The sequence below is a fragment of the Bradyrhizobium sp. USDA 4451 genome (genome assembly GCF_054822585.1).
Genome location: NZ_JBTRCH010000001.1, coordinates 872,203 through 897,500, shown reverse-complemented (window position 1 = coordinate 897,500; position 25,298 = coordinate 872,203). Strand labels below are relative to the sequence as shown.

The following is a 25,298-nucleotide window of genomic DNA, read 5'->3' as shown; positions in this document are numbered from 1 at the left end:
ACCGTTTGGCGGTCGCGGGCTTGTTATCGTGGCGTTTGGCCGCAGCGGAATTGTTCCCCAACGGCTATCATGAGGAAAAAGCAACGTAATTTGTCGAACCGTTGCCTTATATTGAGTCCCATCTAGCGAGGCGTGCACAGCAACAGGAATTCTGCATTGGCGATCACCCGACGACATCTTCTCCAAGGTAGCGCCTACGCCGCGATGGCTCCGGCGCTTGGTCTTGCCCCCGCCGCATCGGTCATATCAGGGGCCCACGCGGAGGACGCCCCCGGCGGGCTGAAATGGCGTCACGCGCTCTCGACGTTCGGCGATGTCAAATATCCCGCCGACTTCAAGCGTTACGACTACGTCAATCCGGAGGCGCCGAAAGCCGGCGTGATTCGGCTGTTCGAGCTCGGCACGTTCGACAATTTCAATCTCGTCATCCAGGGCGTGAAGGGCTCGCTTGCCGGCGCTGCGACGCAGATCATCGAAACCCTGACCACACGATCGCTGGACGAGCCTTCGACCGCCTATGGGTTGCTGGCGGAGACGGCCGCCTATCCCGATGATTTTTCCTACGTGATCTATCGGCTGCGCGCGGCGGCACGCTGGCACGACGGCAAGCCGGTGACGCCCGAGGACGTGATCTTCTCGTTCGATGCCTTCAAGACCAACAGCCCGATGTACAACGCGTATTATCGGCATATCGTCAAATGCGAAAAGACCGGCGAACGCGATGTCAAATTCACGTTCGACGCGCCCGGAAATCGCGAGCTTCCAAGCATCGCGGGCGAAGTGCCGGTGCTGCCCAGGCATTGGTGGGAAGCAAACGATGCGCAGGGCAACAAGCGCGACATCACTGCGACGACGCTGGAGATTCCGCTGGGGTCCGGGCCCTATCGAATCAAGGAATTCATTGCCAGTCGTTCGGTCACGCTGGAGCGCGTCGCCGACTATTGGGGCAAGGACCTCCCGGTCAATGTCGGGCAGAACAATTTCGAGCAGATGCGGTTCGAATTCTTCCGCGACGATACGGTCGGGCGCGAAGCCTTCAAGGCGGACCAGCTCGACTGGTTCGCCGAACGCAGCGGCAAGCAATGGTCGACCGCCTATGATTTCCCGGCGGTGGCCGACAAGCGCGTGCTGAAGGAGAAGTTCACCAATTCGAGCTCGGGACGGATGCAGGGCTACGCGTTCAATCTGCGCCGTCCGCTGTTCACCGACATCAGGGTCCGCCGCGCCTTCAACCTCGCCTATGACTGGGAGACCTCGGACCGGCTGCTCTCGAACGGCGACTACCATCGCGACAACAGCTATTTCGACGGGATTCCCGAGTTCATGGCGACCGGCATCCCGGAAGGTGCCGAGCTGCAGATCCTCGAACCGCTGCGCGACAAGGTGCCTGCCGAGCTGTTCACGACGCCATACAAGAATCCGGTTGGCGGCACCGAGGAGGCGGCGCGCGCCAATCTGCGTGAAGCCGCGCGCCTGCTCAAGGAAGCGGGCTTCGAGAATCGCGATCGCAAGCTGATCGATCCCTCGGGCAAGCCGGTCAGCGTCGAATTCCTGTGCGGCGACCCGGGCGACGAGCGTGGCGTGCTGTTCTACAAGCCCTATCTCGAGCGGCTCGGCATCACGGTGTCGATCCGCACGGTCGACAGCGTGCAGTACCAGAACCGCATCCGCAGTTTCGACTTCGATATCACGACCGCGGTATGGGGACAGTCGCTGTCGCCGGGCAACGAGCAGCGCGACTTCTTCGGATCGGACTCGGCCGACCGGCCGGGCTCGCGCAATCGCCCCGGGATCAAGAATCCGGCGGTCGATGCCCTGATCGAGCGCATCATCTTCGCCAAGGACCGCGCCGACCTGGTCGCGAGCTGCAAGGCGCTGGACCGGGTCCTGCTTTGGAATTGCTATCTGGTCCCGCAATTCGCCGCCGGCTTCGAACGCGCCGCCCGCTGGGACCGTTTCAGTCGCCCCGATCCGCTGCCGAAATACGGCGTGACGGGCTTTCCGAGCCTGTGGTGGTACGACGCCGACAAGGCCGCCAAGATCAAGCGCTCTTAGAAGGAAACGCGCATGGCGCTATTGACCCGCCGGCATGCACTTGGTCTCGGCATCGGTGCGGTGAGCGCAGCGGCATGGCGTGCCGTACCTGCTGCAGCCGAAGACGGCGCCGAGATGCACGGCATGTCGGTGTTCGGCGACCTGAAATACCCGGCGGATTTCCAGCAGTTCGACTTCGTCAATGCGAAGGCGCCGAAAGGCGGGTTGTTCTCGATGGTGCCGACCGTGCGCACCAACAACCAGTCGTATTTCACCTTCAGCTCGCTCAACGCCTTCATCCTGAAGGGCGAGGGCGCGCAGGGCGCGGACCTGACCTTTGCCACGCTGATGGCGCGCGCGGCCGACGAGCCGGATGCCGTCTACGGCCTGGTGGCGAAGTCGGTGCGGATTTCGCCGGATAAACGCGAATATCGCTTCACGTTGCGGCCTGAGGCGCGCTTCCACGACGGCTCCAAGCTGACCGCGCAGGACGTCGCCTTTTCGCTGAACATCCTCAAGGACAAGGGGCACCCGCTGGTGGTGGTGCAGCTCCGCGACATGGTGAAGGCGGACGCGCTCGATGATGCGACGGTGCTGGTCACCTTCACGGAGAAGCGCGCGCGCGACGTGCCGCTGTTCGTCGCGAGCCTGCCGATCTTCTCGAAGGCCTATTATGCGACGCGGGCGTTCGAGGAGTCGACCCTCGATACGCCGCTTGGCTCGGGGCCGTACAAGGTCGGCAAATTCGAGGTCAACCGTTACATCGAATATGATCGGGTCAAGGATTGGTGGGGCGCCGATCTGCCCGTGAGCCGCGGCCTGTATAATTATGACACCGTGCGCTACGAATATTATCGCGACCGCGATGTCGCCTTTGAGGGCTTTACCGCGAAGAACTATCTGTTCCGCGAGGAGCTCACCGCGCGCGTCTGGGCGACGCGCTACGATTTCCCCGCGCTCAAGGAAGGCCGCGTCAAGCAGGAGCTGATCCCGGACGACACGCCGTCCGGCGCGCAGGGCTGGTTCATCAACATGCGCCGCGACAAGTTCAAGGACCCGCGCGTGCGCGAGGCGCTGATCTACGCCTTCGACTTCGAGTGGACCAACAAGACCATCATGTACGGCGCCTATGCGCGCACCGTCTCGCCGTTCCAGAATTCGGACCTGATGGCAAACGGATCGCCCTCTCCGGAGGAGCTCGCGCTGCTCGAGCCGTTCCGCGGCCAGGTGCCCGACGAGGTGTTCGGCGCGCCCTTCGTGCCGCCGGCGTCCGACGGCTCGGGGCAGGATCGCGCGCTGTTGCGCAAGGCCGGCCAGCTCCTCACCGAGGCCGGCTATGTGGTCAAGGACGGCAAGCGCGTGCGGCCCAACGGCGAGCCCTTCACCATCGAATTCCTCAACGACGAGTCCTCTCTGCAGCCGCATCACGGGCCCTACATCAAGAATCTCGCCACGCTCGGCATCGACGCGACGTTCCGCCTCGTCGACCCCGTGCAGTATCGGGCCCGGGTCGAAGACTTCGACTTCGACATGACGATGGAGCGCTTCAGCACGTCGGCGACGCCCGGCGACAGCATGCGGCCGTTCTTCACGTCGCAGGCGGCCAAGACCAAGGGCTCCTACAATCTTGCCGGGATCGAGAGCCCGGTGATCGATGCGCTGGTCGAGAAGATCATCGCCGCGGACAGCCGCGCCGAACTGACGACCGCCTGCCGCGCGTTCGATCGCGTGTTCCGCGCCGGCCGCTACTGGGTGCCGCAATGGTATTCCAACAAGCATCGGGTCGCCTATTGGGATGTCTTCGATCATCCCAAGACCCTGCCGCGCTATCAGATCGACAACTACTCATCGAGCATGGGGGAGCGTATCCTGTGGTGGTATGACGCGGCCAAGGCCGCGAAGCTCGAGCAGGCGAAGTAGCCGATGAGCGCCTATATCGCCCGACGTATCCTCCTGATGCTGCCGACGCTGCTCGGCATCCTGTTCGTCTCCTTCGTGGTGGTGCAGTTCGCGCCCGGCGGCCCGATCGAGCGTGTCATCGCGCAGCTTAACGGTGCCGACACCGGCGGCACCTCGCGGGTCTCCGGCGGTGGCGGCGATTTCGCTGCGCAGCGCGGCCAGGGCGGCGGAGCGGGCGGTGCGATCAATTCGAAATATCGCGGCGCGCAGGGGCTCGACCCTGACTTCATCAAGAAGCTCGAGGTGCAATTCGGCTTCGACAAGCCGGCGCCGGAGCGGTTCGCGCTGATGGTGTGGAATTTCGCGCGCTTCGACTTCGGCGAAAGCTATTTCCGCAGCGTCAGCGTGTTGCAGCTGATCAAGGAGAAGCTGCCGGTCTCGATGTCGCTCGGCATCTGGATGACGCTGCTGACCTACCTGATCTCGATCCCGCTCGGTATCCGCAAGGCGGTGAAAGACGGGTCGCGGTTCGACACCTGGACCTCAGCCGTGATCATCGTGGGCTTTGCGATCCCCGGCTTCCTGTTCGCGATCCTGCTGATCATCCTGTTCGCCGGCGGCTCGTTCCTCAACATCTTCCCGCTGCGCGGTCTGACCTCGGACGGCTGGTCGCAGTTCCCCTGGTACTGGAAGATCATTGACTATTTCTGGCATTTGACGCTGCCGCTGATATCGATGGCGCTCGGCGCCTTCGCCACCATGACGCTGCTGACCAAGAACTCATTCCTTGACGAGATACGCAAGCAATATGTGATGACGGCGCGGGCCAAGGGTTGCAGCGAGCGCCAGGTGCTGTACGGCCACGTCTTCCGCAACGCGATGCTGATCGTGATCGCGGGTTTCCCCAGCGCGTTCATCCACGCCTTCTTCTCCGGCTCACTCTTGATCGAAACCATCTTCTCGCTCGACGGGCTCGGGCTGCTCGGCTTCGAGAGCGTCCTGAACCGCGACTATCCGGTGGTGTTCGGGACGCTGTTCATCTTTTCGCTGGTCGGACTGGTGGTCAATCTGATCTCCGATCTGGCCTATATGTGGATCGATCCCCGGATCGACTTCGAGGCGCGGGAGGTGTGATGTCGATGCTCGCGCCCCGGCCGGTCGAGACCACGACGCAATCGCCGATGGGCGAGGCGGTGCCCGCCACCCGCCACGCCTTCACGCCGTCACCGCTGAACCAGCGGCGCTGGCAGAACTTCAAGGCGAACCGGCGCGGCTACTGGTCGTTCTGGATCTTTCTGGTGCTGTTCGTGCTGTCGCTGTTTGCCAATTTCATTGCCAACGACAAGCCGCTGCTCGTGAAGTATGACGGCCATTACTATTGGCCTGTCGTGACGAGCTATGCCGAGACCACCTTCGGCGGCGATTTCGAGACCGCTGCCGACTATCGCGATCCCTATCTGCAGAAGCAGATCGCCGCCAAGGGCGGCAGCATGATCTGGCCGCCGATCCGCTACTCCTACGACACCCACAATCTGGATCTGCCGACTCCAGCGCCGTCGAAGCCGACCTGGCTGTTGACCGAGGACCAATGCAAGGAGGTGGTGCAGAAGAAGGGCCTCACCGGCTGCCGCGACCTCGAATACAACTGGCTCGGCACCGACGATCAGGGCCGCGACGTGGTCGCGCGGCTGATCTACGGCTTCCGCATCTCGGTGCTGTTCGGCCTGATCCTGACTATCCTGTCCTCGATCATCGGCATCGCCGCCGGCGGCGTGCAGGGCTATTTCGGCGGCTGGACCGATCTGATCTTCCAGCGCCTGATCGAGATCTGGACCGCGATCCCCTCGCTCTATCTGCTCCTGATCATCTCGGCGGTGCTGCCGCCCGGCTTCTTCATCCTGCTCGGCATCCTCCTGCTGTTCTCCTGGGTCTCGCTGGTCGGCCTGGTGCGCGCCGAATTCCTGCGCGGTCGCAACTTCGAATACATCCAGGCGGCACGCGCGCTCGGCGTCTCCAACGGCGTCATCATGTTCCGCCATCTCTTGCCCAACGCGATGGTCGCGACCATGACGTTCCTGCCCTTCATCGTCTCGTCCTCGGTGATGACGCTGACGGCGCTGGACTTCCTCGGCTTCGGCCTACCGCCCGGCTCGCCCTCGCTCGGTGAATTGCTGTCGCAGGGCAAGGCCAACGTGCAGGCGCCGTGGCTCGGTCTCACCGGCTTCTTCTCGGTCGCGATCATGCTGTCGCTCCTGATTTTCATCGGCGAAGCCGCGCGCGACGCCTTCGATCCGCGCAAGACGTTCTCGAAGGGCTGACGCATGGACGCGGTCAACCAGCCTCTGCTCGATGTCCGCGACCTCTCGGTGGCCTTCGGCCGCTCGCTTGCGGTCGACGGCATCTCGTTCTCGATCAAGCGCGGCGAGTGCGTCGCGCTGGTCGGCGAATCCGGTTCGGGAAAATCCGTCAGCGCGCTGTCGGTGCTGAAGCTGTTGCCGTATCCGACGGCTTCGCATCCGACCGGCGCGATCCGCTTCCGCGGCCGTGATCTCCTGACCGCGTCCGACCAGGAGATGCGCGAGGTTCGCGGCAACGACATCTCGATCATCTTCCAGGAGCCGATGACCTCGCTCAATCCGCTCCAGACCATCGAGACCCAGATCGGCGAGATCCTGTCGCTGCACCGAGGCATCGGCGGCGCGGCGGCGCGGGCGCGGACGCTGGAATTGCTCGGCCAGGTCGGCATCCCCGAGCCGGAGACCCGGCTGAAGAGCTATCCGCACCAATTGTCCGGCGGCCAGCGCCAGCGCGTGATGATCGCCATGGCGCTCGCCAACGAGCCTGATCTCTTGATCGCGGACGAGCCGACCACTGCGCTCGACGTCACCGTGCAGGCCCAGATCCTGGCGCTGCTGGCCGAGATCCGCGCGCGGCTCGGCATGAGCCTGCTGTTCATCACCCACGATCTCGGCATCGTCCGCCGCATCGCCGACACGGTCTGCGTGATGAACAACGGCAAGATCGTCGAGCAGGGGCCGGTCGAGCAGGTCTTCACCGCCCCGCAGCACGCCTATACCAAGGCGCTGCTCGCGGCCGAGCCGAAGCCCGATCCGGCGCCGCCGCAGCCGGGCGCGCCGGTCGTGATGTCGGCGGACAATCTCAAGGTCTGGTTTCCGATCAAGCGCGGGCTGTTGCGCTCGACCGTCGGCCACATCAAGGCGGTCGATGGCGTCAGCCTCGCGGTGCGCAAGGGCGAGACGCTCGGCGTGGTTGGCGAATCCGGCTCCGGCAAGACCACGCTTGGGCTCGCGCTGCTCCGGCTGATCTCCTCCGATGGCCCGATCGTGTTCCTCGGCAACGACATCCAGGGCTTGCGCTTCAAGCAGATGCGGCCGTTCCGTCGGGACATGCAGATCGTGTTCCAGGATCCCTTCGGTTCGCTCAGCCCGCGCATGTCGGTCGCCGACATCATCGCCGAGGGGCTCGAAGTGCACCAGAAGCAGCTGTCGCGCGAGGAGCGCGAGGCGCGGGTGATCAAGGCCATGAAGGATGTCGGCCTCGATCCGGACTGGCGCTTCCGCTACCCGCACGAATTCTCCGGCGGCCAGCGCCAGCGCATCTCGATCGCGCGCGCGGTGGTGCTGGAGCCGAACTTCGTCGTGCTGGACGAGCCGACCTCGGCGCTCGACATGCTGCTGCAGGCTCAGATGGTCGATCTGCTGCGCGACCTGCAGCGCAAGCGCGACCTCACCTACATGTTCATCTCGCACGATCTGCGCGTGGTCGCCTCGCTCGCGAGCCACCTGATCGTGATGAAATCCGGCAAGATCGAGGAGGAGGGGCCGGCCTCCGAGCTGTTCAAGAACCCGAAGAGCGACTACACCCGCGCGCTGTTCGCGGCCGCGTTCCGCATCGAAGCGGCCGGCGACGGGTCGGTGGCGACGTAACCCATACTCGTCATTCCGGGGCTCGCGAAGCGAGAGCCCGGCCCGCATGTTCGGTGGATGGATGGATTCCGGGCTCGGCGCTCCGCGCCGCCCCGGAATGACAGGTTCAGAGCCGCTTGATCGCGGTGACCTCGCTACCGGCAGCCTTGATCCTTGCGATCGCGGCTTGTGTGTTCTCGACCACCGTCGCCATGCGATGCGCGTTGGCGTGCACGATCGTGGTCGCATCGCACGCGATGGCGACATGGCCCTTCCAGAAGATCAGGTCGCCGCGCTGCAGGTGCTTCGCTTCCGCTGCCGTCAATTCGCGGCCGAGCCCGTCCTGCTGCATGTCGCTGTCGCGCGGGCAGCCGGTGCCGGCGGCGGTCAGCGCGACCTGCACCAGGCCCGAGCAGTCGATGCCGAGGCTCGACTTGCCGCCCCAGAGATAGGGCGTGCCGACGAATTGCTCGGCGACCGCGACGAAATCCTGCGCCATCGCGTCGAGTGGCGCGAGATGCTGGCGCGGCAGATGCCAGCCCTCGCCGGTCACCACGAAAACGCCGTCCTCGCGGACGATCGCGAGCTTGCTCCCCATCACCAGCGCCTCGACCGGCGGCAGCTTGATCGACGGTCCCGGAAACGCCAGCGTGCGCAGTGCCGTCACCTTGTGCGTCGGGGTCGCACCGGGCGTCGTCAGCGCGGCCTCGGGTAACCAGCCGACATAGCCGTCATCGGCCAATTGGCCCCAGGCCCAGCCTTCGCCGTTGCGATCGTAGACCGTGACGCGCTCGCCGCGCAGCGTCTGCGTCATCTGCTCGGCATCGCTTACCGGTGCCCGGCGCAGCGGCGCGATCGCCTCGCTAACCTCGAACAGCGTGCCGTCGACGAAGCGCGCCGCCTGGACCTTGCCCTCGAGATATTTCGCGGCGAGGTCGGCACGGGCCGGCGTCAGTCTGGCATCATGCATAGCGCCGGCTCAACAGTTTGTAGATCGCGCGCGCCGCCTGGCATTCGCCGCCTTCGGGGCGGCCCGGCTTTGCCGACGGCGTCCAGCCATAGATGTCGACATGCAGCCAGCTCCGTGCGTGCTCGACGAAGCGCTGCAGGAACAGCGCGCAGGTGATCGAGCCCGCGAAACCGCCCGACGGCGCGTTGTTGATATCGGCAGTCTTGGAATCGAGCCAGGCATCGTAAGCCGGCCACAGCGGCATCCGCCACAACGGATCGTTCTCGCTTGTCGCATGAACTGCGACGTCGGCGGCGAGTGCCTCGTCATTGGTGTAGAACGGCGGCAGATCCGGGCCCAGCGCCACCCGCGCCGCGCCGGTCAGCGTGCCCAAATCGACCAGCAGATCCGGCGTCTCCTCGTCGGCCAGCGCCAGCGCGTCGGCGAGCACCAGCCGTCCCTCGGCGTCGGTGTTGCCGATCTCCACCGTGATGCCCTTGCGCGACCTGAAGATGTCGAGCGGACGGAACGCATTGCCGGCGACCGCATTCTCGACCGCCGGGATCAGCACGCGCAGCCGCAGCTTCAACCTGGCGTCCATCACCATCTGCGCGAGAGCCAGCACATTGGCGGCGCCGCCCATGTCCTTCTTCATCAGCAGCATGCCGCTCGACGGCTTGAGGTCGAGCCCGCCGGTGTCGAAGCAGACGCCCTTGCCGACCAGCGTCACCTTCGGATGAGCAGGATCGCCCCAGCAGAGCTCGATCAGCCGGGGGGCGCGCGTCGAGGCCATGCCGACGGCTTGGATCAGCGGAAAATTCTGCGCCAGCTCGTCGCCCTCGATGCAATTGAAGGCGGCGCCGAACCGGCTGGCGAGATCGCGCGCCACCTCGGCGAGCTCGGCCGGGCCCATGTCGTTGGACGGCGTGTTGATGAGGTCCCGCGCCAGCGCCGAGGCGTCCGCCATCCGCGCGATCTCGGCGGCATCGATGCCGTCGGGCGGCACCAGGCGGACCTCGGGAGCCTTGTTCTTGCGATAGCGGCCGAAGCGGTAACAGCCGAGCGCGAAGGCGAGCGCGGCGAGCCGCGTGTCATGCGGTGCGTTGGCGAAGCGGTAGATGCCGGGCGGCAGCAGACCGGGCAGGGCGCCGGGCCGGAACGGATCGCGCGCCTTGTGGTCCGTGTCCTCGAGGCCGAACAGCACCTGCGCAATGCCGCCATCGGCCGCCGGCAGAACGAGGAGTTTGCCCGGCTTGGCCTCGAAGCGGTTGGCCTCGGCGAACTGGCGCGCCGGCGCCGACAGCTCGTCGCGGACCGCATCCCAGGTCGCCTTGGTGACGAAGGTGATCGGCGTGGCGGCGGTCGTGGGGGCGGTCTCGAACACGGATGGCATGCGGCTCTCGGCTGTTCTGGCGTCGTGGCTGGTGACTACACGCCTTTCACGGCGGATGGTAGCGCGGCCGCGGTCACAAGGCCTTGCAGAATCGGAACCGGCGCGCCGGTCCCTCGTGCCGCCAGTTAACCAGACGTTAGGGTTAACAGTCTATTGCTGGCACGCTCGGTTGGAGCCATTCGCCCGATTTCGTGAGTCACAGTGCCATGCGTCGACAGTCCCATTTGACCCGGCATCTCGCTTCCGCAGCCTTCGTGGCGGTCCTCGCCGCAGGGCTTGGCGGCTGTCAGACCATGTCCGACGTGACGGGATCGATTGCGTCCCGCTCGGACCCCACCCCCGCCACGCCCGATGATCCGCGCCGCGCCGCCGAGGTCTATGGCGAGCGCTATCGCAAGAATCCCAAGGATGCCGAGGCCGCTATCGCTTATGGCCAGGCGCTGCGCATGACCGGACAGCGCTCGCAGGCTTGCGCTGTGCTGGAGCAGGCGACCATCGCCAGCCCCGGCAACAAGGCGCTGCTCGCGGCCTATGGCCGGGCGCTCGCCGACAACGGCAATTCGCAGGCCGCATTCGACGTCCTGAGCCGCGCGCACAGCCCGGACAATCCGGATTGGCGGATCCTCTCGGTGCAGGGAACCACGCTCGACAAGTTGAACCGGCACGAGGAGGCGCGGCGCTATTACGCCAGCGCGCTGCGGCTGGCTCCGGACGAGCCCTCGGTGCTGTCCAATCTCGGCCTGTCCTACATGCTGACCAAGGAATTGCCGAAGGCGGAAGAGACGCTGCGCCAGGCCTATGCCAGCGCCCGCGCCGACACCAGGATCCGGCAGAACCTCGCGCTCGTCGTCGGCCTGCAGGGCCGCTTCGCCGAGGCCGAGACGATCGTCAAGGCGGACCTGCCGGCAGACGAGGCGGCGGCCAATGTCGCCTATCTCCGCGACATGCTGAACCGCAAGGACGGGCCGAAGACCGCGTCGCGCGCCGCACCCGTCGTCGCCAAGGACGACTAACGTCACCTCTTGCAGCTTCGCGATACCCGTGCCCCATACGCACAAAGAGAAACGCCCGGCAATGCCGGGCGTTCTCGTATGCGTCGTCGCGCAAATTCAATGCATCGTGGCGATCTTGATGTAGGACGGCCCGAGGATCACGATGAACAGGCAGGGCAGGAAGAACAGGATCATCGGCACGGTCAGCTTGGGCGGCAATGCCGCCGCCTTCTTCTCGGCCTCGTTCATGCGCATGTCGCGGTTTTCCTGCGCCATCACGCGCAGGCTCTGGCCGAGCGGCGTGCCGTAGCGTTCCGACTGCTGCAAGGCCATGCACACCGACTTGACGCCCTCGAGCCCGGTGCGGCGCGCCAGGTTCTCGTAGGCGGACTTGCGGTCCTGTAGATAGGACAGTTCCGCGGTGGTCAGCGCGAACTCCTCCGACAGCGCGATCGACTGTCCGGCGATCTCGTTGGCCACCTTGCGGAACGCGACCTCGACCGACATGCCCGATTCGATGCAGATCAGCAGCAGATCCAGCGAATCAGGGAAGGCACGCTTGATCTGGAGCTGACGCTTGGAGATCGCGTTCTTCAGGAACAGCATCGGCGCCTGCAGGCCGGCATAGGCCGCGGCGACGCAAATGCCGATCTTGATCGTGAGCGACCAGCCGGCGCCGGCGATGAAGAACGTATAGATGATGGCGCCGAGCAGCAGCACGATCGGCGTCACCGCGCGGGCGAACAGGAAGGTGACGTAGGGCGCGTGGCCGCGATAGCCCGCCATCACGAGCTTCTCGAGCGCTGCTTCCTGGGCCAGCCATTTGGTGAGGTTGAGGTCGTCCACCACCCTGGAGACGACCTGCTTCGGCGTTTGCCGCAGTGCCACCTTCTCCGTCTTGGAGAGCCGTTCGCGTTCGCGCTGCCGGAGCCGTTCGCGCTCGCTGGCCACCGCCTTCATGCGCTTGTTGAGATCGCCGCCGGCGAGCAGCGGCATCACCAGCGTATAGACCGTCGCGCTTGCCGCGAAGAAGGCAAGCAGCATGGTCATGAACCTGACGTCGTGGAGCTTGGCAACCAGAATATCAATCATGCTGCACCGTCAGAAATCGAAGTTGATCATCTTCTTCATCACCAGGACGCCGCATGTCATCCAAAGCGCGCAGGCGACCAGCATCAGCTGTCCCATCGAGTTGGTCCAGAGCAGGGCGATGTAGTCGGGCGTCGTCAGGAACACGAGGATCATCACGATCGGCGGCAGCGAGCCGATGATGCCGGCGGAGGCCTTCGCTTCCATCGACATCGCCTGGATCTTCTCGGCCATCTTCTTGCGGTCGCGCAGCACCCGCGACAGATTGCCGAGCGCTTCCGACAGATTGCCGCCGGACTTCTGCTGGATCGCGATCACGATGCCGAAGAAGTTGGCCTCCGGCAGCGGCATGCGTTCGTAGAGCCGGGCGCAGGCCTCGCCGAGCGGCATGCCGATCGCCTGGGTCTCGATGATCGCGAGAAACTCGCTGCGCAGCGGCTCCGGCGCGTCGTTGACCACAGCCTTGAGCGATTCGAACAGCGGCAGGCCGGCCTTGATGCCGCGCACGATGACGTCGACGGCATCGGGCAGCGCTTTCAGGAAGGCCTTCTCCCGCCGCTTCTTCAGGAAGCCGAGCAGCCAGCGCGGCAGGCCGAGACCCATCGCAAAGCCGATGCCCGCCGCGCCGAGCAGGCCGCCGCCGACCAAGAATGCCACGCCGAACCCGAACAGGCCGAGGGCGCCGGAGATCATCCAGAATTTCTGCTCGGACCATTCCAGCCCGGCCTGCGAGATGCGCATGCCGAGCGGGACCTTCTTGTCCTTTTGCCGGCGGGCCTCGAGTTCCTTCAACGATCCTTCGACCTGCTCGCGGCGCGAACGCTGCGTGCGGTCGGCGGTCCGGGTCGTCGAGGGTTCGCTGCGCGCAACTGATGCGCGGCGCGACTCGGCCTTCTTCTCTCCGGAGAGGTAGGGATACAGGAACACCCAGGCGAGGCCGCCCACGGTGGTGGCGGCGAGAAAGGCGAGGGCAAGCATCTGCATCTGCATCCGGCGTCTCCCTAGACCGGCGCGGGTGCGTCGGAGGCGTCGAGCGCCGCCGCCAGCCGCTTCTCTTCATTGTAGTAGCGGGCACGCTCCCAGAAACGCGGCCGGCCGATGCCGGTCGAGCGATGCTTGCCGATGATCTTGCCGTTGGCGTCTTCCCCGACCACGTCGTAGAGGAAGATGTCCTGGGTGATGATGGTGTCGCCTTCCATGCCCATCACCTCGGTGATGTGGGTGATGCGGCGCGAACCGTCGCGCAGGCGCGCGGCCTGCACGATGATGTCGACCGAGGCGCAGATCATCTCGCGAATGGTCCGCGACGGCAGCGAGAATCCGCCCATAGTGATCATGGATTCGCAGCGCGACAGCGCTTCGCGCGGATTATTGGCGTGCAGCGTGCCCATCGAGCCGTCATGGCCGGTGTTCATCGCTTGCAACAGGTCGAACGCCTCGGGTCCGCGGACTTCGCCGACGATGATCCGCTCGGGGCGCATACGCAGGCAGTTGCGCACCAGCTCGCGCATCGTCACCTGACCTTCGCCTTCGATGTTCGGCGGCCGGGTTTCCAGCCGCACCACATGCGGCTGCTGCAGCTGAAGTTCGGCAGCGTCTTCGCAGGTGATGATGCGTTCGTCGTGCTCGATATAGTTGGTCAGGCAGTTCAGCAGCGTGGTCTTGCCCGAGCCGGTGCCGCCGGAGATGATCACGTTGCAGCGGACCCGGCCGATGATCTGCAGGATGGTCGCCCCTTCCGGCGTGATGGCGCCGAACTTGACGAGCTGCTCCAGCGTCAGCTTGTCCTTCTTGAATTTTCGGATGGTGAGCGCGGGCCCGTCGATCGCCAGCGGCGGCACGATGGCGTTGACGCGCGAGCCGTCGGCGAGGCGGGCGTCGCAGATCGGCGAGGATTCGTCGACGCGCCGGCCGACCTGGCTGACGATGCGCTGGCAGATGTTGAGCAGCTGCTGGTTGTCGCGAAAGCGGATTCCGGTGCGCTGGATCTTGCCGGCGACTTCGATGAACACCGTGCCCGCGCCGTTGACCATGATGTCGGCGATGTCGTCGCGCGACAGCAGCGGCTCGAGCGGGCCGTAGCCGAGCACGTCGTTGCAGATGTCGTCGAGCAGCTCTTCCTGCTCGGCGATCGACATCACGATGTTCTTGATCGCGATGATCTCGTTGACGATGTCGCGGATTTCCTCGCGCGCCGATTCGCTGTCCAGCTTGGCAAGCTGGGCCAGGTCGATCGCCTCGATCAGGGCGCCGAAGATCGTCGCCTTGACCTGGTAGTAGTTGTCCGAGCGGCGGGCCTCGACGGCGGGAGCGGGCGGCGGCTTGCTAGGTGCCAGCGGTGGCGACGAGATCGTCGGTGCCGCGGACTCGCGCGGCATGGTCGACGGGCCGGCAGGCTCCGGCGTCTGAAAAGCGGGCTTGGGTGCCCGCACGTCCCCATCGTTTCCGCTACGCTTACCAAACACGACGTCTTGACTCCACGCGGACCACTATTTGGACCGCAGCTTTTCGAGCAGGGGCGACAGGAAGGACCCCCTCGGCTTCTTGGTCTCGCCGCGGCCTGTCAGCCGCTGCGCCATCTGCAGGAACAGCTCCACCGCGCGGTGATTGGCGGAAATCTCCGCGATCATCTGGCCGTTATTGGCGGCCGAACCGAAGATCTGCGGATCGAACGGGATGGCCGCGATCGGCTGGCTTTCGATCGCCTTGGCGAACTCGCCGGCTGCGATCTCCGGACGCTTCGGCACGCCGACCTGGTTCAGGCAGTACAGCGGTGCGCGGTCGTTCGGCCGCGACGCCTTCAACAAGTCGAACATGTTCTTGGCGTTGCGCAGATTGGCGAGGTCGGGCGCCGCCACGATCAGGATGTCGTCGGCCGCGATCAGCGCGCGCTTGGTCCAGCCGGACCATTGATGCGGCACGTCGAGCACGATGCAGGGCATCGTGGTGCGCAGCGTATCAAAGATCGCATCGAACGCCTCGGCGCCGAAATCGTAGACCTTGTCGAGCGTCGCCGGCGCCGCCAGCAGGCTCAGATGGTCGGTGCATTTCGACAGCAGGCGGTCGACGAAGGCGGTATCGACGCGATCCGGCGAGAACACGGCATCCGCGATGCCCTGCGCCGGGTCCTGGTTGTAGTTGAGTCCGGCAGTGCCGAACGCGAGGTCGAGGTCGGCGACCACGGAATCCAGCGCCAGATCGCGGGCGATCGCCCAGGCGACATTATGCGCGATCGTCGAGGCGCCGACGCCGCCCTTCGCGCCGACCACGGCGACGATGCGGCCGACCGCCTTGGCTTCCGGCGCCGAGAACAGGTTGCAGACCGCGCGCACCACGTCGATCGCATGCGCCGGCGCGATCACGTAGTCGCTGACGCCGCGGCGCACCAGCTCGCGATACAGCGTGACGTCGTTGACCCGGCCGATCACCACCACGCGGGTGCCGGCGTCGCACACCGTGGCAAGCTGATCGAGGCCGGCCAGCACGTCGCTGCGGCCCTCGGTCTCGAGGATGATGACGTTGGGCGTCGGCGCGGAGCGATAGGCCTCGATGGCGGCCGCCATGCCGCCCATCTGGATCTTGAGGTGGGCCTTGGCCAGCCGGCGATCCTCGCCCGCCGACTGGACCGCGGCGGCGGTCTCGACGGTTTCGCAGAACGCCTGGACGGAAACCCGCGGCGCCGGAGCAATATGGTCGTCCACGGCCTGCGGCGGGGCGTCCGTCTGCTCTTCGGAGTTTTGCTGCGCGTAGGTTATCATTTTCCTGTGTCGCTTAGCTTGGCCCTGTCGGACTCGGGATAATTCGTGGCGGTGGCGGTGCCCTTGCGATATTTGTCGAAGGCGATACTGCGACGCGCCGTGTAGGCAGGGGTCTCCGCGCGCGGCTGCACGAGGTCAGTCGGGTCCTCGACCATGGCTGCGAGGTTGCGCTGATTGGCGCAACCGAAATTGTAGTACTGCTTGTTCTCGTTGTAGGACCCGTTGTGGATCGACGGACCGAGATCTTCCGGCCACAGGCCGCACGGTCCGGCGACCGCCTTCATCTTCGGATAGTTGACGCGGATCGCGGGCATCTGGCGTGGATCGTCGGGACGATATTTGCGAACCACGATCCCGCGCGGCGGCACGCCGGCGGCGGTGAAGGTCGCCTGGATTTCGCGCAGGGATTCCTGGGCGGAGCGCGCGTTCGGCGTATCGGCGGGCACGTCGATGGTGACGGCGCCGGTGCCTTCGCGCATCCAGTCCTGCGCCATCCCCATCACCTCGGCGCGCTGCTCCGCGGTCAGGCCGCCGCGGCTGCGCCCGACAAAGACCACGATCGAGCGATTGGCTTCGGTGACCGCGATCGGATGACGCTCGCGATAGTCGGCCGGCGAGTTCACCATCGCAAAGCTGTTGTCGGCGGCGTGCTGGCAGGCGCCGAGCGTCATGGCAAGGCCGACCAGCGCGCCGGCCAGGCCGATGCTGCGCTTGTGTTCGGCGGGTGTCCTGGATGTGGTCTGTGTCATCGTCCGCCTCAGTCGGTAATGAAGCCGTAGGTGCCGCGGTAATTCCGCGCCGGCTCGGTGGTGCGGCCGGGCGCTCCATAGATGCGATTGAGGCTGCCCAGCAGGTCGGCCTGCGGATCGGAGGCGTTGGCGAAGCCGTCATCCGGACGCGACAGGTCCTTCTGCGCCACCGCGCGGACGATATAGGGCGTCACCAGCACCATCAGTTCGGTCTGGTTGTTGACGAAGTCGCGGCTGCGGAACAGCGTGCCGAGCACCGGCAGCGACGCCAGCCCGGGCAGGCCGTTGATCGCCTGCTTGGTCTGGTCCTGGATCAGGCCGGCCATCGCCATCGAGCCGCCCGAGGGAATTTCCAGCGTGGTTTCGGCGCGGCGGGTCTTGATCGAGGGGATCGTCGTTCCATTGGCGCCGCCGGTCAGCGAGTTCTCGGTCGAGACTTCCGACACCTCGGTCATCACGCGCAGGCTGATCCGTCCCTCGGTCAGCACCACCGGCGTGAAGTTGAGCGAGATGCCGAATTTCTTGAAGCTGACGGTCTGAACGCACTGTCCGATCGCGCCTGACGTCGTGGTCTGACAGGTCACGCCGGTCGGAATCGGGAATTCGCCGCCCGAGATGAAGGTCGCCGATTCGCCCGAGATCGCGGTCAGGTTCGGTTCGGCGAGCGTCCGCACGACACCGGCGCTCTCCATGGCACGGATCGTTGCCGACACCGACGATCCGAACGACGTGGTGATCGCGTTGTTGGGTACCAGCGGAGCATTGTTCGCCGTGAACGGGTTGGCGTTGGCGAACTTTACCACCGCCGTGCCGTAATTGAGGTTTGCCGTGAGGTCGATGCCGAGCTGCTTGATCAGGCTGCGCGAGACTTCGGCAACCGTGACTTTCAGCATCACCTGGTCGCGGCCGCGAACCGCTATGGAGTTCACGACCTTGTCGGCGCTGCCGACCAGGCGCGTGGCGATGTCGGCGGCCTGCTGCGCCTCGATCGGGCTCGCCGCGCTTCCGGTCAGCATGACGCCCTCGCCGACGCCCTCGATCTGGATATCGGCATTCGGCAGCGCCGCTCGCAGTGCAGCGCGCACGCCGTTGAGGTCGCGCTTGACCGCGATGTCATAGGCCGCGATCTGCTGTCCGGCTGCGTCGAAGAACACGATGTTGGTCTGGCCGACCGCCGCGCCGATGATGTAGGCGCGTTGCGCCGAGCGGACCACGGCGTTGGCGATCTTGGGATCGGCGACCAGCACGTCCTTGATGTCCCTCGGCAGATCGATCACGATCGATTTGCCGACGCCGAGTGCGAGGAAACGGGCATTCATCTGGCCGCCATCGGCCGACGCGGCAGGGGCGGGCGCGGCGCGGTAGTCGCTTGCGATCACCGGCGTCAGCGCCGGGTTGAGCGTAAACGCCGTGACGGCCGAGAACGACAAAGCGCGGACCATGAAGGTCCGCATTGTCCGTTGAGTTGCCCCGCCCATCATCACGTGTATCCTCATGGTCACTTCTGCATCGTTGCCTGGTTGGCAACGCCAAAGCGGATGACGTTGATCGTCTCACCGCGCTTACGGATGTCGTCGGTCTTGGTCTCGGGCGCGTTGTTGTCGGCGATGCTGCGCAGCGCCAGCGACAGGACGCCGCTCTGGCGCGCGCGCGCCAGCGTCTCGGTCTGTTCGGGCTTCAGCTCCAGCGTCACCGTCTTGCCGATCAGTGCGTTGGTGCCGTCCTTCTCCTTCGGCGCCTGGTCGATCGCGAGCACGCGAACGTTGGTCAGGATGACCTCGGAGTTGACGATGTCGGCGCCGTTGCGGTCCGGATTCTTGTCCCGCTTCGAGAGCAGGACGTCGACCCGGTCGTTCGGCAGGATGAAGCCGCCGGCGCCGGTCTCGGGCGAGATTTCGGTCGATACCGCCCGCATGCCGCTGGGCAGGATCGCGGCCATGAAGCCGCTGCCGTCGGCCTTGACCAGCTTCTGTTCGCGAATCGGTTCACCCTGGATGAACGGGGCGCGTGCGATCGAGCCGGTGACGTCCTTGATGGCGTCGGCGTTGCTGTCCTTGCGCATGAAGCTGGCGCTGGCGGTCGCGGCCGGCCAGGTCTGCCACTGCACATCCTCGGGCTTCACCGCCTGGCCGAGACCGATGTCGGTGCGCGCGACCAGGATGTCGACGGTAGGCAATTGCGCGACGGGCGGAGGAGGCGCCGGCTTGTCCTCGCCTCCGCTTGCCAAATAGAGCGCCGCAATGCCGGCGCAGCCTGCAATTGCCAAGACCAGAATGCGGGCCCTATCCATTACGCTTCACTTTCCACATGACGCCGCGACGCTGCCGCCGCCGTGATGGGAGTTGACCAGCTATTCGTCAAAGCATGGTTAATGAGGCGTATCTAAATCGCCTTAACGGGCGGTTACCGCCCGCCTTTTCAGCGCATGGCGAAGTGCGCGAGATCGATCGTCTTGATCCAGTCCGTCTCGGGATAGATCAGCAGGGCGCCGAGGGCGAGCGCAATGCCGTAGGGGATTCCGGTCTGCTTGTCGTGCAGACGGCTCAGCCAGGCCTGGGACGCAAGCGGGTAGGGCAGCGGCCATTGTCGCAGTTGCAGCAGCAGCACGGTCAGCGCCCCGCCGAACAGCGACGCGAACACCAGATAGGGGAGCAGATGCTCGAACCCGAACCAAAGGCCGGCCGCGGCCGCCACCTTGGCGTCGCCGCCTCCGACCCAGCCCATCGCAAACATGCCAAACGCCACCACCAGCACCAGCGCACCGGCGCCTGCGTGGGTGAGGATCTCGTGGACGCCCATCCCGGTCAGCGGCGCCAGCACGAAGAAGCCGGCCACCAGCGCCAGCGAGATCCGGTTCGGGATCGTCATGGTCAACAGATCGCTCGCCGCCGCGAAGGCCATCAGGGCCGGAAACAGCATCAAGCGGGCGATGTCGAGGATCATGGATTCATGCCGTCAAGCTGGAGCTGCGGTCGAGACCCGACGCTAGCGGCCAATGGTGAATAATCGGGAAAGGATCGCCGGCGCCTTTAAAACGAGCCCCGATCGGTCCCCGACAAATAGCAAAGGTCCCGGGGCTGCCGGGACCTTTGATGCGAATTCGCAGGATCCGGCTTACTTCAGCGAACCCGAGATCGAGTTGAAGGTACCCGAGAGCTTCGAGCCGACGCCGTTGACCGCAGCGATGATCGCGATGGCGATGCCGGTGGCAATCAGGCCGTACTCGATGGCGGTCGCGCCGGACTCGTCCTTCACGAAGCGCGAAACGAGGTTCTTCATAAAATCACTCCTGTGTACACGTGGCTGGTCGAACTAGATTTGGTCTCGCCGGCGTTCTCAGCACCGTGACCATTGCGGCACCCTACGGTTGGACGATTTCGGTGCAGTTAATTTGATTGCATAAACTTCGGGGGAACCCGCTGTTGTTGCGCACAGTAAATTTGGGATTAAACGGCCTGCTAAAATTGCGGATTGTTTCCGGAGCGGCCGCTGCCGGCATCCATTCACGGCTCCTTAAGCGCACAGCTATACTCATGGGGCTTCCGTGAAATGAGGCTGCCAATGTCCACCCTTCCGATCGAAGTCATCGAGATGCTCGGCCAGACGATGATGCGGGTGGTGCCGATCACGATCGCGCTGGCACTGTTCTTCACGGTGCTCACTCATTACTGGGCCTGCAATCCCGGCAAGCCGTGGTGGCAGAAGCGCGAGCTGGTCACCGACATCTGTTACTGGTTCTTCGTGCCGGTGTTCGCCCGCGTGCTGCGCATCGGACTGCTGGTGGTCGGCGCGGCCGCGGTCTTCAACGTGCACGGCGCCGACGAGCTGATTGCATTCTATGAGAACGGGCATGGCCCGCTGGCGCAGCTGCCGCTCTGGATGCAGTCGATCATCTTCCTGGTCGCGTCCGACTTCATGCTGTACTGGCTGCACCGGATGTTTCACGGCGGCGCCTTCTGGAAGTACCACGCCATTCATCACTCCTCCGAGGATCTGGAATGGATCTCGGCGGCGCGCTTCCATCCCGTCAATCTCCTGATCGGCACGATCACGGTCGACGTCATCCTGCTGATGGCCGGCATCTCGCCGAACATCATGCTGTGGGTCGGCCCGTTCACCACATTCCACTCGGCATTCGTGCACGCCAATCTGAACTGGACGCTCGGCCCGTTCAGATATGTGATCGCCACGCCGGTGTTTCACCGCTGGCATCACACCGCGCTGGAAGAAGGCGGCGACACCAATTTCGCCGGCACGTTTCCGCTCTGGGACATTCTGTTCGGAACGTTCCGGATGCCCGAAGGTAAGCTGCCGGACGATTACGGCGTCGACGCCGAGCAAGGCGTGCCGGCGGAAATCGGCGGGCAGCTGGCCTATCCGTTCCGGCATTGACGTCATCAACCGGTCTGTGTCCGCATGAGTGCTGAGACCGCAGCCGTCCCGCAGGCCAGGACCGCCGTACTCGCCGAGGTCCCGGCCTGGTTCTGGATGGCGTGCGGCGTCTACGCGCTGCTGCTGATCGTCGGCGACCGGCTGCTCGCCGACTCCGATACCTACTGGCAGATTGCCGTCGGCCGCTGGATTCTCGACCACCGCGCACTGCCGTCGGTCGACATCTATTCCTTCACCAAGGCGGGCGAGCCATGGGTGTCGTCGTCCTGGCTGGCGCAGGTGCTGTTCGCGAAGGCCTATGACCTTGCCGGCTGGACCGGACCGGCGGCGCTGGCCGCCGCCTGCGGCGCCGCCACCTTTGCGCTGCTCACCGCGATCCTCGGCCGCGCCGTGCCGACGATCCATGCGAGCCTGATCGCGCTCGCGGCGCTGGTGCTGACATGCGGGCATCTGCTCGCCCGTCCGCATGTGCTGGTGCTGCCGATCATGCTGGTGTGGGCCAACGGCCTGATGGCTGCCAGCGAGCGCCGCGCGGCGCCCTCGGTCTGGCTGCTGCCGCTGATCGCACTCTGGGCCAATCTGCATGGCGGCTTTCTGTTCGGGCTGGTGCTGGTCGGCGCTTTCGCGCTCGACGCGCTGTGGAATGCCCAGCCGGTGCAACGGGTGCAGCTGGCGCTGCGCTGGGCGGCATTCGGCATCGGTGCGCTGGCCGCATGCTGCGTCACGCCCTATGGCTGGGGTTCGATCCTGGCCTCGCTGAAGATCCTGAACCTCGGCGAACTGCTGCATCTCATTGCGGAATGGATGCCGGCGAACTTCAGCCAGGTCGATGCGTTCGAGCTGTCGATTCTCGGCCTGATCGGCGCAGCGCTCTATTGCGGGGTGAAGCTGCCGCTGCCGCGGATCGCCCTGGTGCTGGGCTTGCTGCACATGGCGCTGTCCCATGTCCGCAATCTCGAGCTGTTCGCCCTGCTGCTGCCGCTGGCTACGCTCACCCCGGTGGCAACCCAGTTCGGCCTGCGTGCCGTGAGAGCCGTCCGGCTGACGGCCGCGCCGGCGGCCATGCTGATCGCCGCGCTGTGCGTCTCGACGGCGATCGTTGCGGCGCGCCAGACCATATCGCCGCCGCCGATCCACTCGCCGGCTGCTGCGGTCGACGCGCTGAAGGCGTACAGGGCGCGGCGCGTGCTCCACGATCTGCAGTTCGGCGGCTACCTGATCTGGCGTCAGGTGCCGGTGTTCGTCGACGGCCGTGCCGAGCTCTACGGCGAAAAGTTCGAGATGGATTATTACCGTGCGCTCCAGCTCAAGGATGTCGGCGGCTTCCTCGATCTGCTCAAGGCCTACGACATCGACGCGGTGATGCTCGACCCGGCGACGCCGGCCTCCAAATTGCTCGATCACATCGACGGCTGGCGGCGCCTCTACGCCGACGACCGCGTCGTGATCCATGTGCGTGCGACCGGCTAGGTTGCGGCTGTCCCGGCGGGATCGGTATTTTCCCGGGGGTTACGAGGCCGCCGACTGATCCGCTCCGGAAGTCGCGACATCCGCGCAATTCGGCGGTCGATTTTTGCTCTTCTTAAATGAATTGCCGTCAGATTTGGCAGCGTCGGGCGCCGGTCCGCTGCGTATCGCTTTTGCCGGCTCGTACACGTCCCGGGGTAGAGTATGTCGTTTCAGTCCCAACGTATTCGCGCCGTCGCGCGCATTGGATTCATCTCGCTGGCCGCAGCCGTGCTGCTGTGGCCCGCATTCGCAACCGCGGCGCCCGATCCGGACCGCATTGCGGTCAATGTCGACCAGGCCAAGCTCGTCAAGCTGCCCGGCGGCATCGCCACCATCGTGGTCGGCAACCCCCTGATTGCCGACGTCACCTTGCAGAATGGCGGCGTCGTCGTGGTGACCGGCAAGGGCTACGGTGCGACCAACTTCATCGCGCTCGACCGCACCGGCCAGGTGCTGGTGGATCGCCAGATCCAGGTCGAAGGTCCGACCGACCAGCTTGTGACCGTCTATCGCGGGGTCGATCGGGAGACCTACAGCTGCATGCCGGTCTGTCAGCGCCGCATCACCCTTGGCGACGGCGAGACCTACTTCAAGTCGACCATGGACCAGGCCGGTTCACTCAGCAGCCAGGCATCTGGGTCCGGCGCGGGTGGCAAGCCGCAGAACTGACGCGTGCCGGCGCTTCCACAAGCCGGGCCCTCGATCGCAGTTGTCCCCGTCATGGTTAAGAAAAGCCTAACGGATCGGGTCGCTCTGTCTCGATCCGGCGAAATACTTCGACAATGAGTCTTGGGTAGTGACTCTTGGGTAGTGAGTCTTGGCTAGTGAGTCTTGGGTCGTTGTCTTGGATTGTTGCTGCCGCCATGTTGATCCGGGGTCGTTGATGCCGCCGCCCGCTCATTCATTCATGAGCCTCCTCCGTCGCTTCCGCCGCAATCGCCGTGGTGCGACGGCGGTCGAATTCGCGCTGGTCGCGCCGCCGTTCTTCGCGCTGCTGTTTGCGATCATCGAAGTGGCGATGATCTTCTTCGCCAGCCAGGTGCTCGAGACGGCGACGCAGGATTCGTCCCGCTTCGTCATGACCGGCCAAGCCCAGGGCGCAAACTATAGCCAGGACGATTTCAAGAAATTCGTCTGCGGCGAGGTCAGCAGCGCGTTGTTCGATTGCACGAACGGCATCTACGTTGACGTGCGCAGCTATCCTGCGACGAGTTTTTCGACCGTCAACCTCACGCCGATCACCGATCCCAGTCAGGTGAAATGGTGTCCAGGCAAGGACGGCGACGTCGTGGTGGTCCGACTGTTCTACCAGTGGCCGATATTTGTCACCAAGCTGTTCAGCTCCGCCTACCTCACCAACGGCAAGCGGCTCCTGATCGCGACCGCGACATTCAAGAACGAGCCCTCCGGAACAGCCGGCACGACATGCTCATGAGCAAGGTCATGAAAACGCTGCCTGCAGCCTTGCTGCGCTTTGTCGTTGCTTTCCGCTATGACCGCCGGGGCCTCGCCGCCGTCGAATTCGCCTTCATCCTGCCGCTGATGCTGGTGATGTTCTTCGGTACCGTCGAGTTTTCGTCCGGTGTCGCGGTCGACCGCAAGGTCACGCTGATGGCGCGTGCCGCGTCAGATCTGACCTCGCAGTCGACGCAGGTGGTGGACTCCGATCTGCAGAATTTCTTCAGCGCCAGCGTCGGCATCATGACGCCCTACGATGCGTCGCCGACCAAAGTCACGTTGTCGGAAATCTACGTCGACAATTCCAAGATCGCGCATATCCAGTGGAGCAAGGCCGGCACGATCGCCTCCGGTGCCACGCAGGCCACGCTGTCGGCCTCGACCCGCAGCCAGGGTGACATTGTGACGAGCCTCGTGCCGTCGGCGCTGCTGGTCGCGGGCACCTATCTGATCTTCAGCGAAGTCAGCTACAAATACGTCCCAACCATCGGCTACGTGATGGCCAAGAGCGGCATCAATCTCACCGACGTTGCCTTTACACGGCCGCGGCAGTCTGTCTGCGTGTTCTATGCCCCGACCGCCGCCACGATGCCGACGACCTGCTCGACTTACTAGAGCGCTCTCAAGCGAAGTGGTTACCGCTTCGGGTGAAGAAGCGCTTCAAAACAAGAATCGAGAGCCCGTTCCGATTCTATCGGAACGAAAAGGCTTCCAGGCTGCGGCGGCAGCGCGGCGATTCAAACGACCTCGATATCCAAACAAAAAGGGCCGCCCCCGAAGGTGCGGCCCTTGATGCTTTAACGACAATTTCCCGGAGCTTGGCGCTCCCGGAAAATCGGCTTATCCGGCGGCGCGCAGATTGTCGGCCGAGGATTTGCCGGAACGGCGGTCAGCAACGATCTCGTAGGAGATCTTCTGGCCTTCACGCAGAGTGCCAAGGCCGGCGCGCTCGACTGCACTGATGTGCACGAACACGTCGTTCCCGCCTTCATCCGGCTGGATGAAGCCGTAGCCCTTGGTCGCGTTAAACCACTTCACGGTTCCCATGCTCACGTGGGTAGTCCCTTCTCAGATATACAAGTTCAAGACCCGCTGATCGGCGGGGTGGTGAGATCGAATTTTTGGAAGGGTCGTCAGCGTCTGAACCGGC

23 protein-coding genes are annotated in these 25,298 nt (G+C 64.8%); 11 read left to right on the top strand and 12 right to left on the bottom strand.

Annotated features, from left to right (window positions below; genetic code table 11):
* Positions 1-156 precede the first annotated feature (156 nt).
* From ACVMB0_RS04110 to ACVMB0_RS04090, 5 genes are read left to right on the top strand one after another with little or no spacing between them, the layout of a single operon-like run.
* Entirely contained in the window at positions 157-2,055 is a 1,899-nt protein-coding gene (locus ACVMB0_RS04110; protein WP_461345382.1) for an extracellular solute-binding protein, read from the top strand.
* Positions 2,056-2,067: 12 nt separating this feature from the next.
* The gene (locus ACVMB0_RS04105) at positions 2,068-3,954 is read left to right on the top strand and encodes an extracellular solute-binding protein (RefSeq protein ID WP_461345381.1); all 1,887 of its coding nucleotides are present in this window, start codon (positions 2,068-2,070) and stop codon (positions 3,952-3,954) included.
* A gap of 3 nt (positions 3,955-3,957) precedes the next feature.
* On the top strand, positions 3,958-5,067 hold the full coding sequence (locus ACVMB0_RS04100; protein WP_456752050.1) for a microcin C ABC transporter permease YejB: 1,110 nt from the start codon (positions 3,958-3,960) through the stop codon (positions 5,065-5,067).
* Entirely contained in the window at positions 5,067-6,251 is a 1,185-nt protein-coding gene (locus ACVMB0_RS04095) for an ABC transporter permease (protein ID WP_456752051.1), read from the top strand. Before ACVMB0_RS04100 ends, ACVMB0_RS04095 begins: the two co-directional genes overlap by 1 nt.
* Positions 6,252-6,254: 3 nt before the next feature.
* Positions 6,255-7,880, top strand: coding sequence for an ABC transporter ATP-binding protein (locus ACVMB0_RS04090; protein WP_461345380.1), 1,626 nt, complete (start codon positions 6,255-6,257; stop codon positions 7,878-7,880).
* A 106-nt stretch (positions 7,881-7,986) separates the two neighbouring features.
* On the opposite strand, the gene ACVMB0_RS04085 is transcribed toward ACVMB0_RS04090, so the two are convergent.
* Both ACVMB0_RS04085 and ACVMB0_RS04080 read right to left on the bottom strand, forming a co-directional pair.
* On the bottom strand, positions 7,987-8,829 hold the full coding sequence (locus ACVMB0_RS04085) for a C40 family peptidase (RefSeq protein WP_461345379.1): 843 nt from the start codon (positions 8,827-8,829) through the stop codon (positions 7,987-7,989).
* Positions 8,822-10,201, bottom strand: a complete 1,380-nt coding sequence (locus ACVMB0_RS04080) for a leucyl aminopeptidase family protein (RefSeq protein WP_461345378.1) — start codon at positions 10,199-10,201, stop codon at positions 8,822-8,824. The genes ACVMB0_RS04085 and ACVMB0_RS04080 overlap by 8 nt, the downstream gene beginning before the upstream one ends.
* Before the next feature lie 206 nt (positions 10,202-10,407).
* On the opposite strand from ACVMB0_RS04080, the gene ACVMB0_RS04075 reads away from it, so the two are divergent.
* Positions 10,408-11,214 (top strand): tetratricopeptide repeat protein, encoded by an 807-nt coding sequence (locus tag ACVMB0_RS04075; protein WP_461345377.1) that lies wholly within the window; start codon positions 10,408-10,410, stop codon positions 11,212-11,214.
* Between the two features lie 96 nt (positions 11,215-11,310).
* Here ACVMB0_RS04075 and ACVMB0_RS04070 read toward each other — a convergent pair whose 3' ends face one another.
* The 9 genes from ACVMB0_RS04070 to ACVMB0_RS04030 all read right to left on the bottom strand — a co-directional run bounded on the left by ACVMB0_RS04070 (position 11,311) and on the right by ACVMB0_RS04030 (position 20,068).
* The gene (locus tag ACVMB0_RS04070; protein WP_456752056.1) at positions 11,311-12,285 is read right to left on the bottom strand and encodes a type II secretion system F family protein; all 975 of its coding nucleotides are present in this window, start codon (positions 12,283-12,285) and stop codon (positions 11,311-11,313) included.
* Positions 12,286-12,294: 9 nt separating this feature from the next.
* Positions 12,295-13,272: a type II secretion system F family protein gene (locus tag ACVMB0_RS04065; RefSeq protein ID WP_456752057.1), complete on the bottom strand. Its 978-nt coding sequence runs from the start codon at positions 13,270-13,272 to the stop codon at positions 12,295-12,297.
* Between the two features lie 11 nt (positions 13,273-13,283).
* The gene (locus tag ACVMB0_RS04060) at positions 13,284-14,747 is read right to left on the bottom strand and encodes a CpaF family protein (protein WP_456752058.1); all 1,464 of its coding nucleotides are present in this window, start codon (positions 14,745-14,747) and stop codon (positions 13,284-13,286) included.
* A gap of 24 nt (positions 14,748-14,771) precedes the next feature.
* Complete coding sequence (locus ACVMB0_RS04055) at positions 14,772-16,040, bottom strand: AAA family ATPase (protein WP_456752059.1); 1,269 nt, start codon at positions 16,038-16,040, stop codon at positions 14,772-14,774.
* Positions 16,037-16,789: a CpaD family pilus assembly protein gene (locus ACVMB0_RS04050; protein WP_461345376.1), complete on the bottom strand. Its 753-nt coding sequence runs from the start codon at positions 16,787-16,789 to the stop codon at positions 16,037-16,039. Before ACVMB0_RS04050 ends, ACVMB0_RS04055 begins: the two co-directional genes overlap by 4 nt.
* An 8-nt stretch (positions 16,790-16,797) precedes the next feature.
* Positions 16,798-18,285: a type II and III secretion system protein family protein gene (locus tag ACVMB0_RS04045; protein WP_461345375.1), complete on the bottom strand. Its 1,488-nt coding sequence runs from the start codon at positions 18,283-18,285 to the stop codon at positions 16,798-16,800.
* A 2-nt stretch (positions 18,286-18,287) separates the two neighbouring features.
* Complete coding sequence (gene cpaB / locus ACVMB0_RS04040) at positions 18,288-19,079, bottom strand: Flp pilus assembly protein CpaB (protein ID WP_461345374.1); 792 nt, start codon at positions 19,077-19,079, stop codon at positions 18,288-18,290.
* A 128-nt stretch (positions 19,080-19,207) separates the two neighbouring features.
* A complete protein-coding gene (locus ACVMB0_RS04035) occupies positions 19,208-19,732 on the bottom strand; it encodes an A24 family peptidase (RefSeq protein WP_016842641.1) in 525 nt (174 codons plus the stop codon).
* A gap of 171 nt (positions 19,733-19,903) precedes the next feature.
* The gene (locus ACVMB0_RS04030; RefSeq protein WP_139480303.1) at positions 19,904-20,068 is read right to left on the bottom strand and encodes a Flp family type IVb pilin; all 165 of its coding nucleotides are present in this window, start codon (positions 20,066-20,068) and stop codon (positions 19,904-19,906) included.
* A gap of 282 nt (positions 20,069-20,350) precedes the next feature.
* Between ACVMB0_RS04030 and ACVMB0_RS04025 the strand changes: the two genes are divergently transcribed.
* From ACVMB0_RS04025 to ACVMB0_RS04005, 5 genes are all read left to right on the top strand, one after another.
* Positions 20,351-21,181 (top strand): sterol desaturase family protein, encoded by an 831-nt coding sequence (locus ACVMB0_RS04025; RefSeq protein WP_456752063.1) that lies wholly within the window; start codon positions 20,351-20,353, stop codon positions 21,179-21,181.
* A gap of 24 nt (positions 21,182-21,205) precedes the next feature.
* On the top strand, positions 21,206-22,651 hold the full coding sequence (locus tag ACVMB0_RS04020) for a hypothetical protein (RefSeq protein WP_461345373.1): 1,446 nt from the start codon (positions 21,206-21,208) through the stop codon (positions 22,649-22,651).
* 201 nt (positions 22,652-22,852) lie between these two features.
* Positions 22,853-23,359, top strand: a complete 507-nt coding sequence (locus tag ACVMB0_RS04015) for a pilus assembly protein N-terminal domain-containing protein (RefSeq protein ID WP_461345372.1) — start codon at positions 22,853-22,855, stop codon at positions 23,357-23,359.
* Positions 23,360-23,573: 214 nt separating this feature from the next.
* Positions 23,574-24,125 carry a TadE family protein gene (locus tag ACVMB0_RS04010; RefSeq protein ID WP_456752066.1) on the top strand — a complete coding sequence of 184 codons (552 nt, stop codon included), beginning with the start codon at positions 23,574-23,576 and terminating at the stop codon, positions 24,123-24,125.
* Complete coding sequence (locus ACVMB0_RS04005) at positions 24,116-24,763, top strand: TadE/TadG family type IV pilus assembly protein (protein ID WP_456752067.1); 648 nt, start codon at positions 24,116-24,118, stop codon at positions 24,761-24,763. The genes ACVMB0_RS04010 and ACVMB0_RS04005 overlap by 10 nt, the downstream gene beginning before the upstream one ends.
* A 225-nt stretch (positions 24,764-24,988) precedes the next feature.
* On the opposite strand, the gene ACVMB0_RS04000 is transcribed toward ACVMB0_RS04005, so the two are convergent.
* Entirely contained in the window at positions 24,989-25,201 is a 213-nt protein-coding gene (locus ACVMB0_RS04000; RefSeq protein ID WP_016842648.1) for a cold-shock protein, read from the bottom strand.
* Positions 25,202-25,298 lie beyond the last annotated feature (97 nt).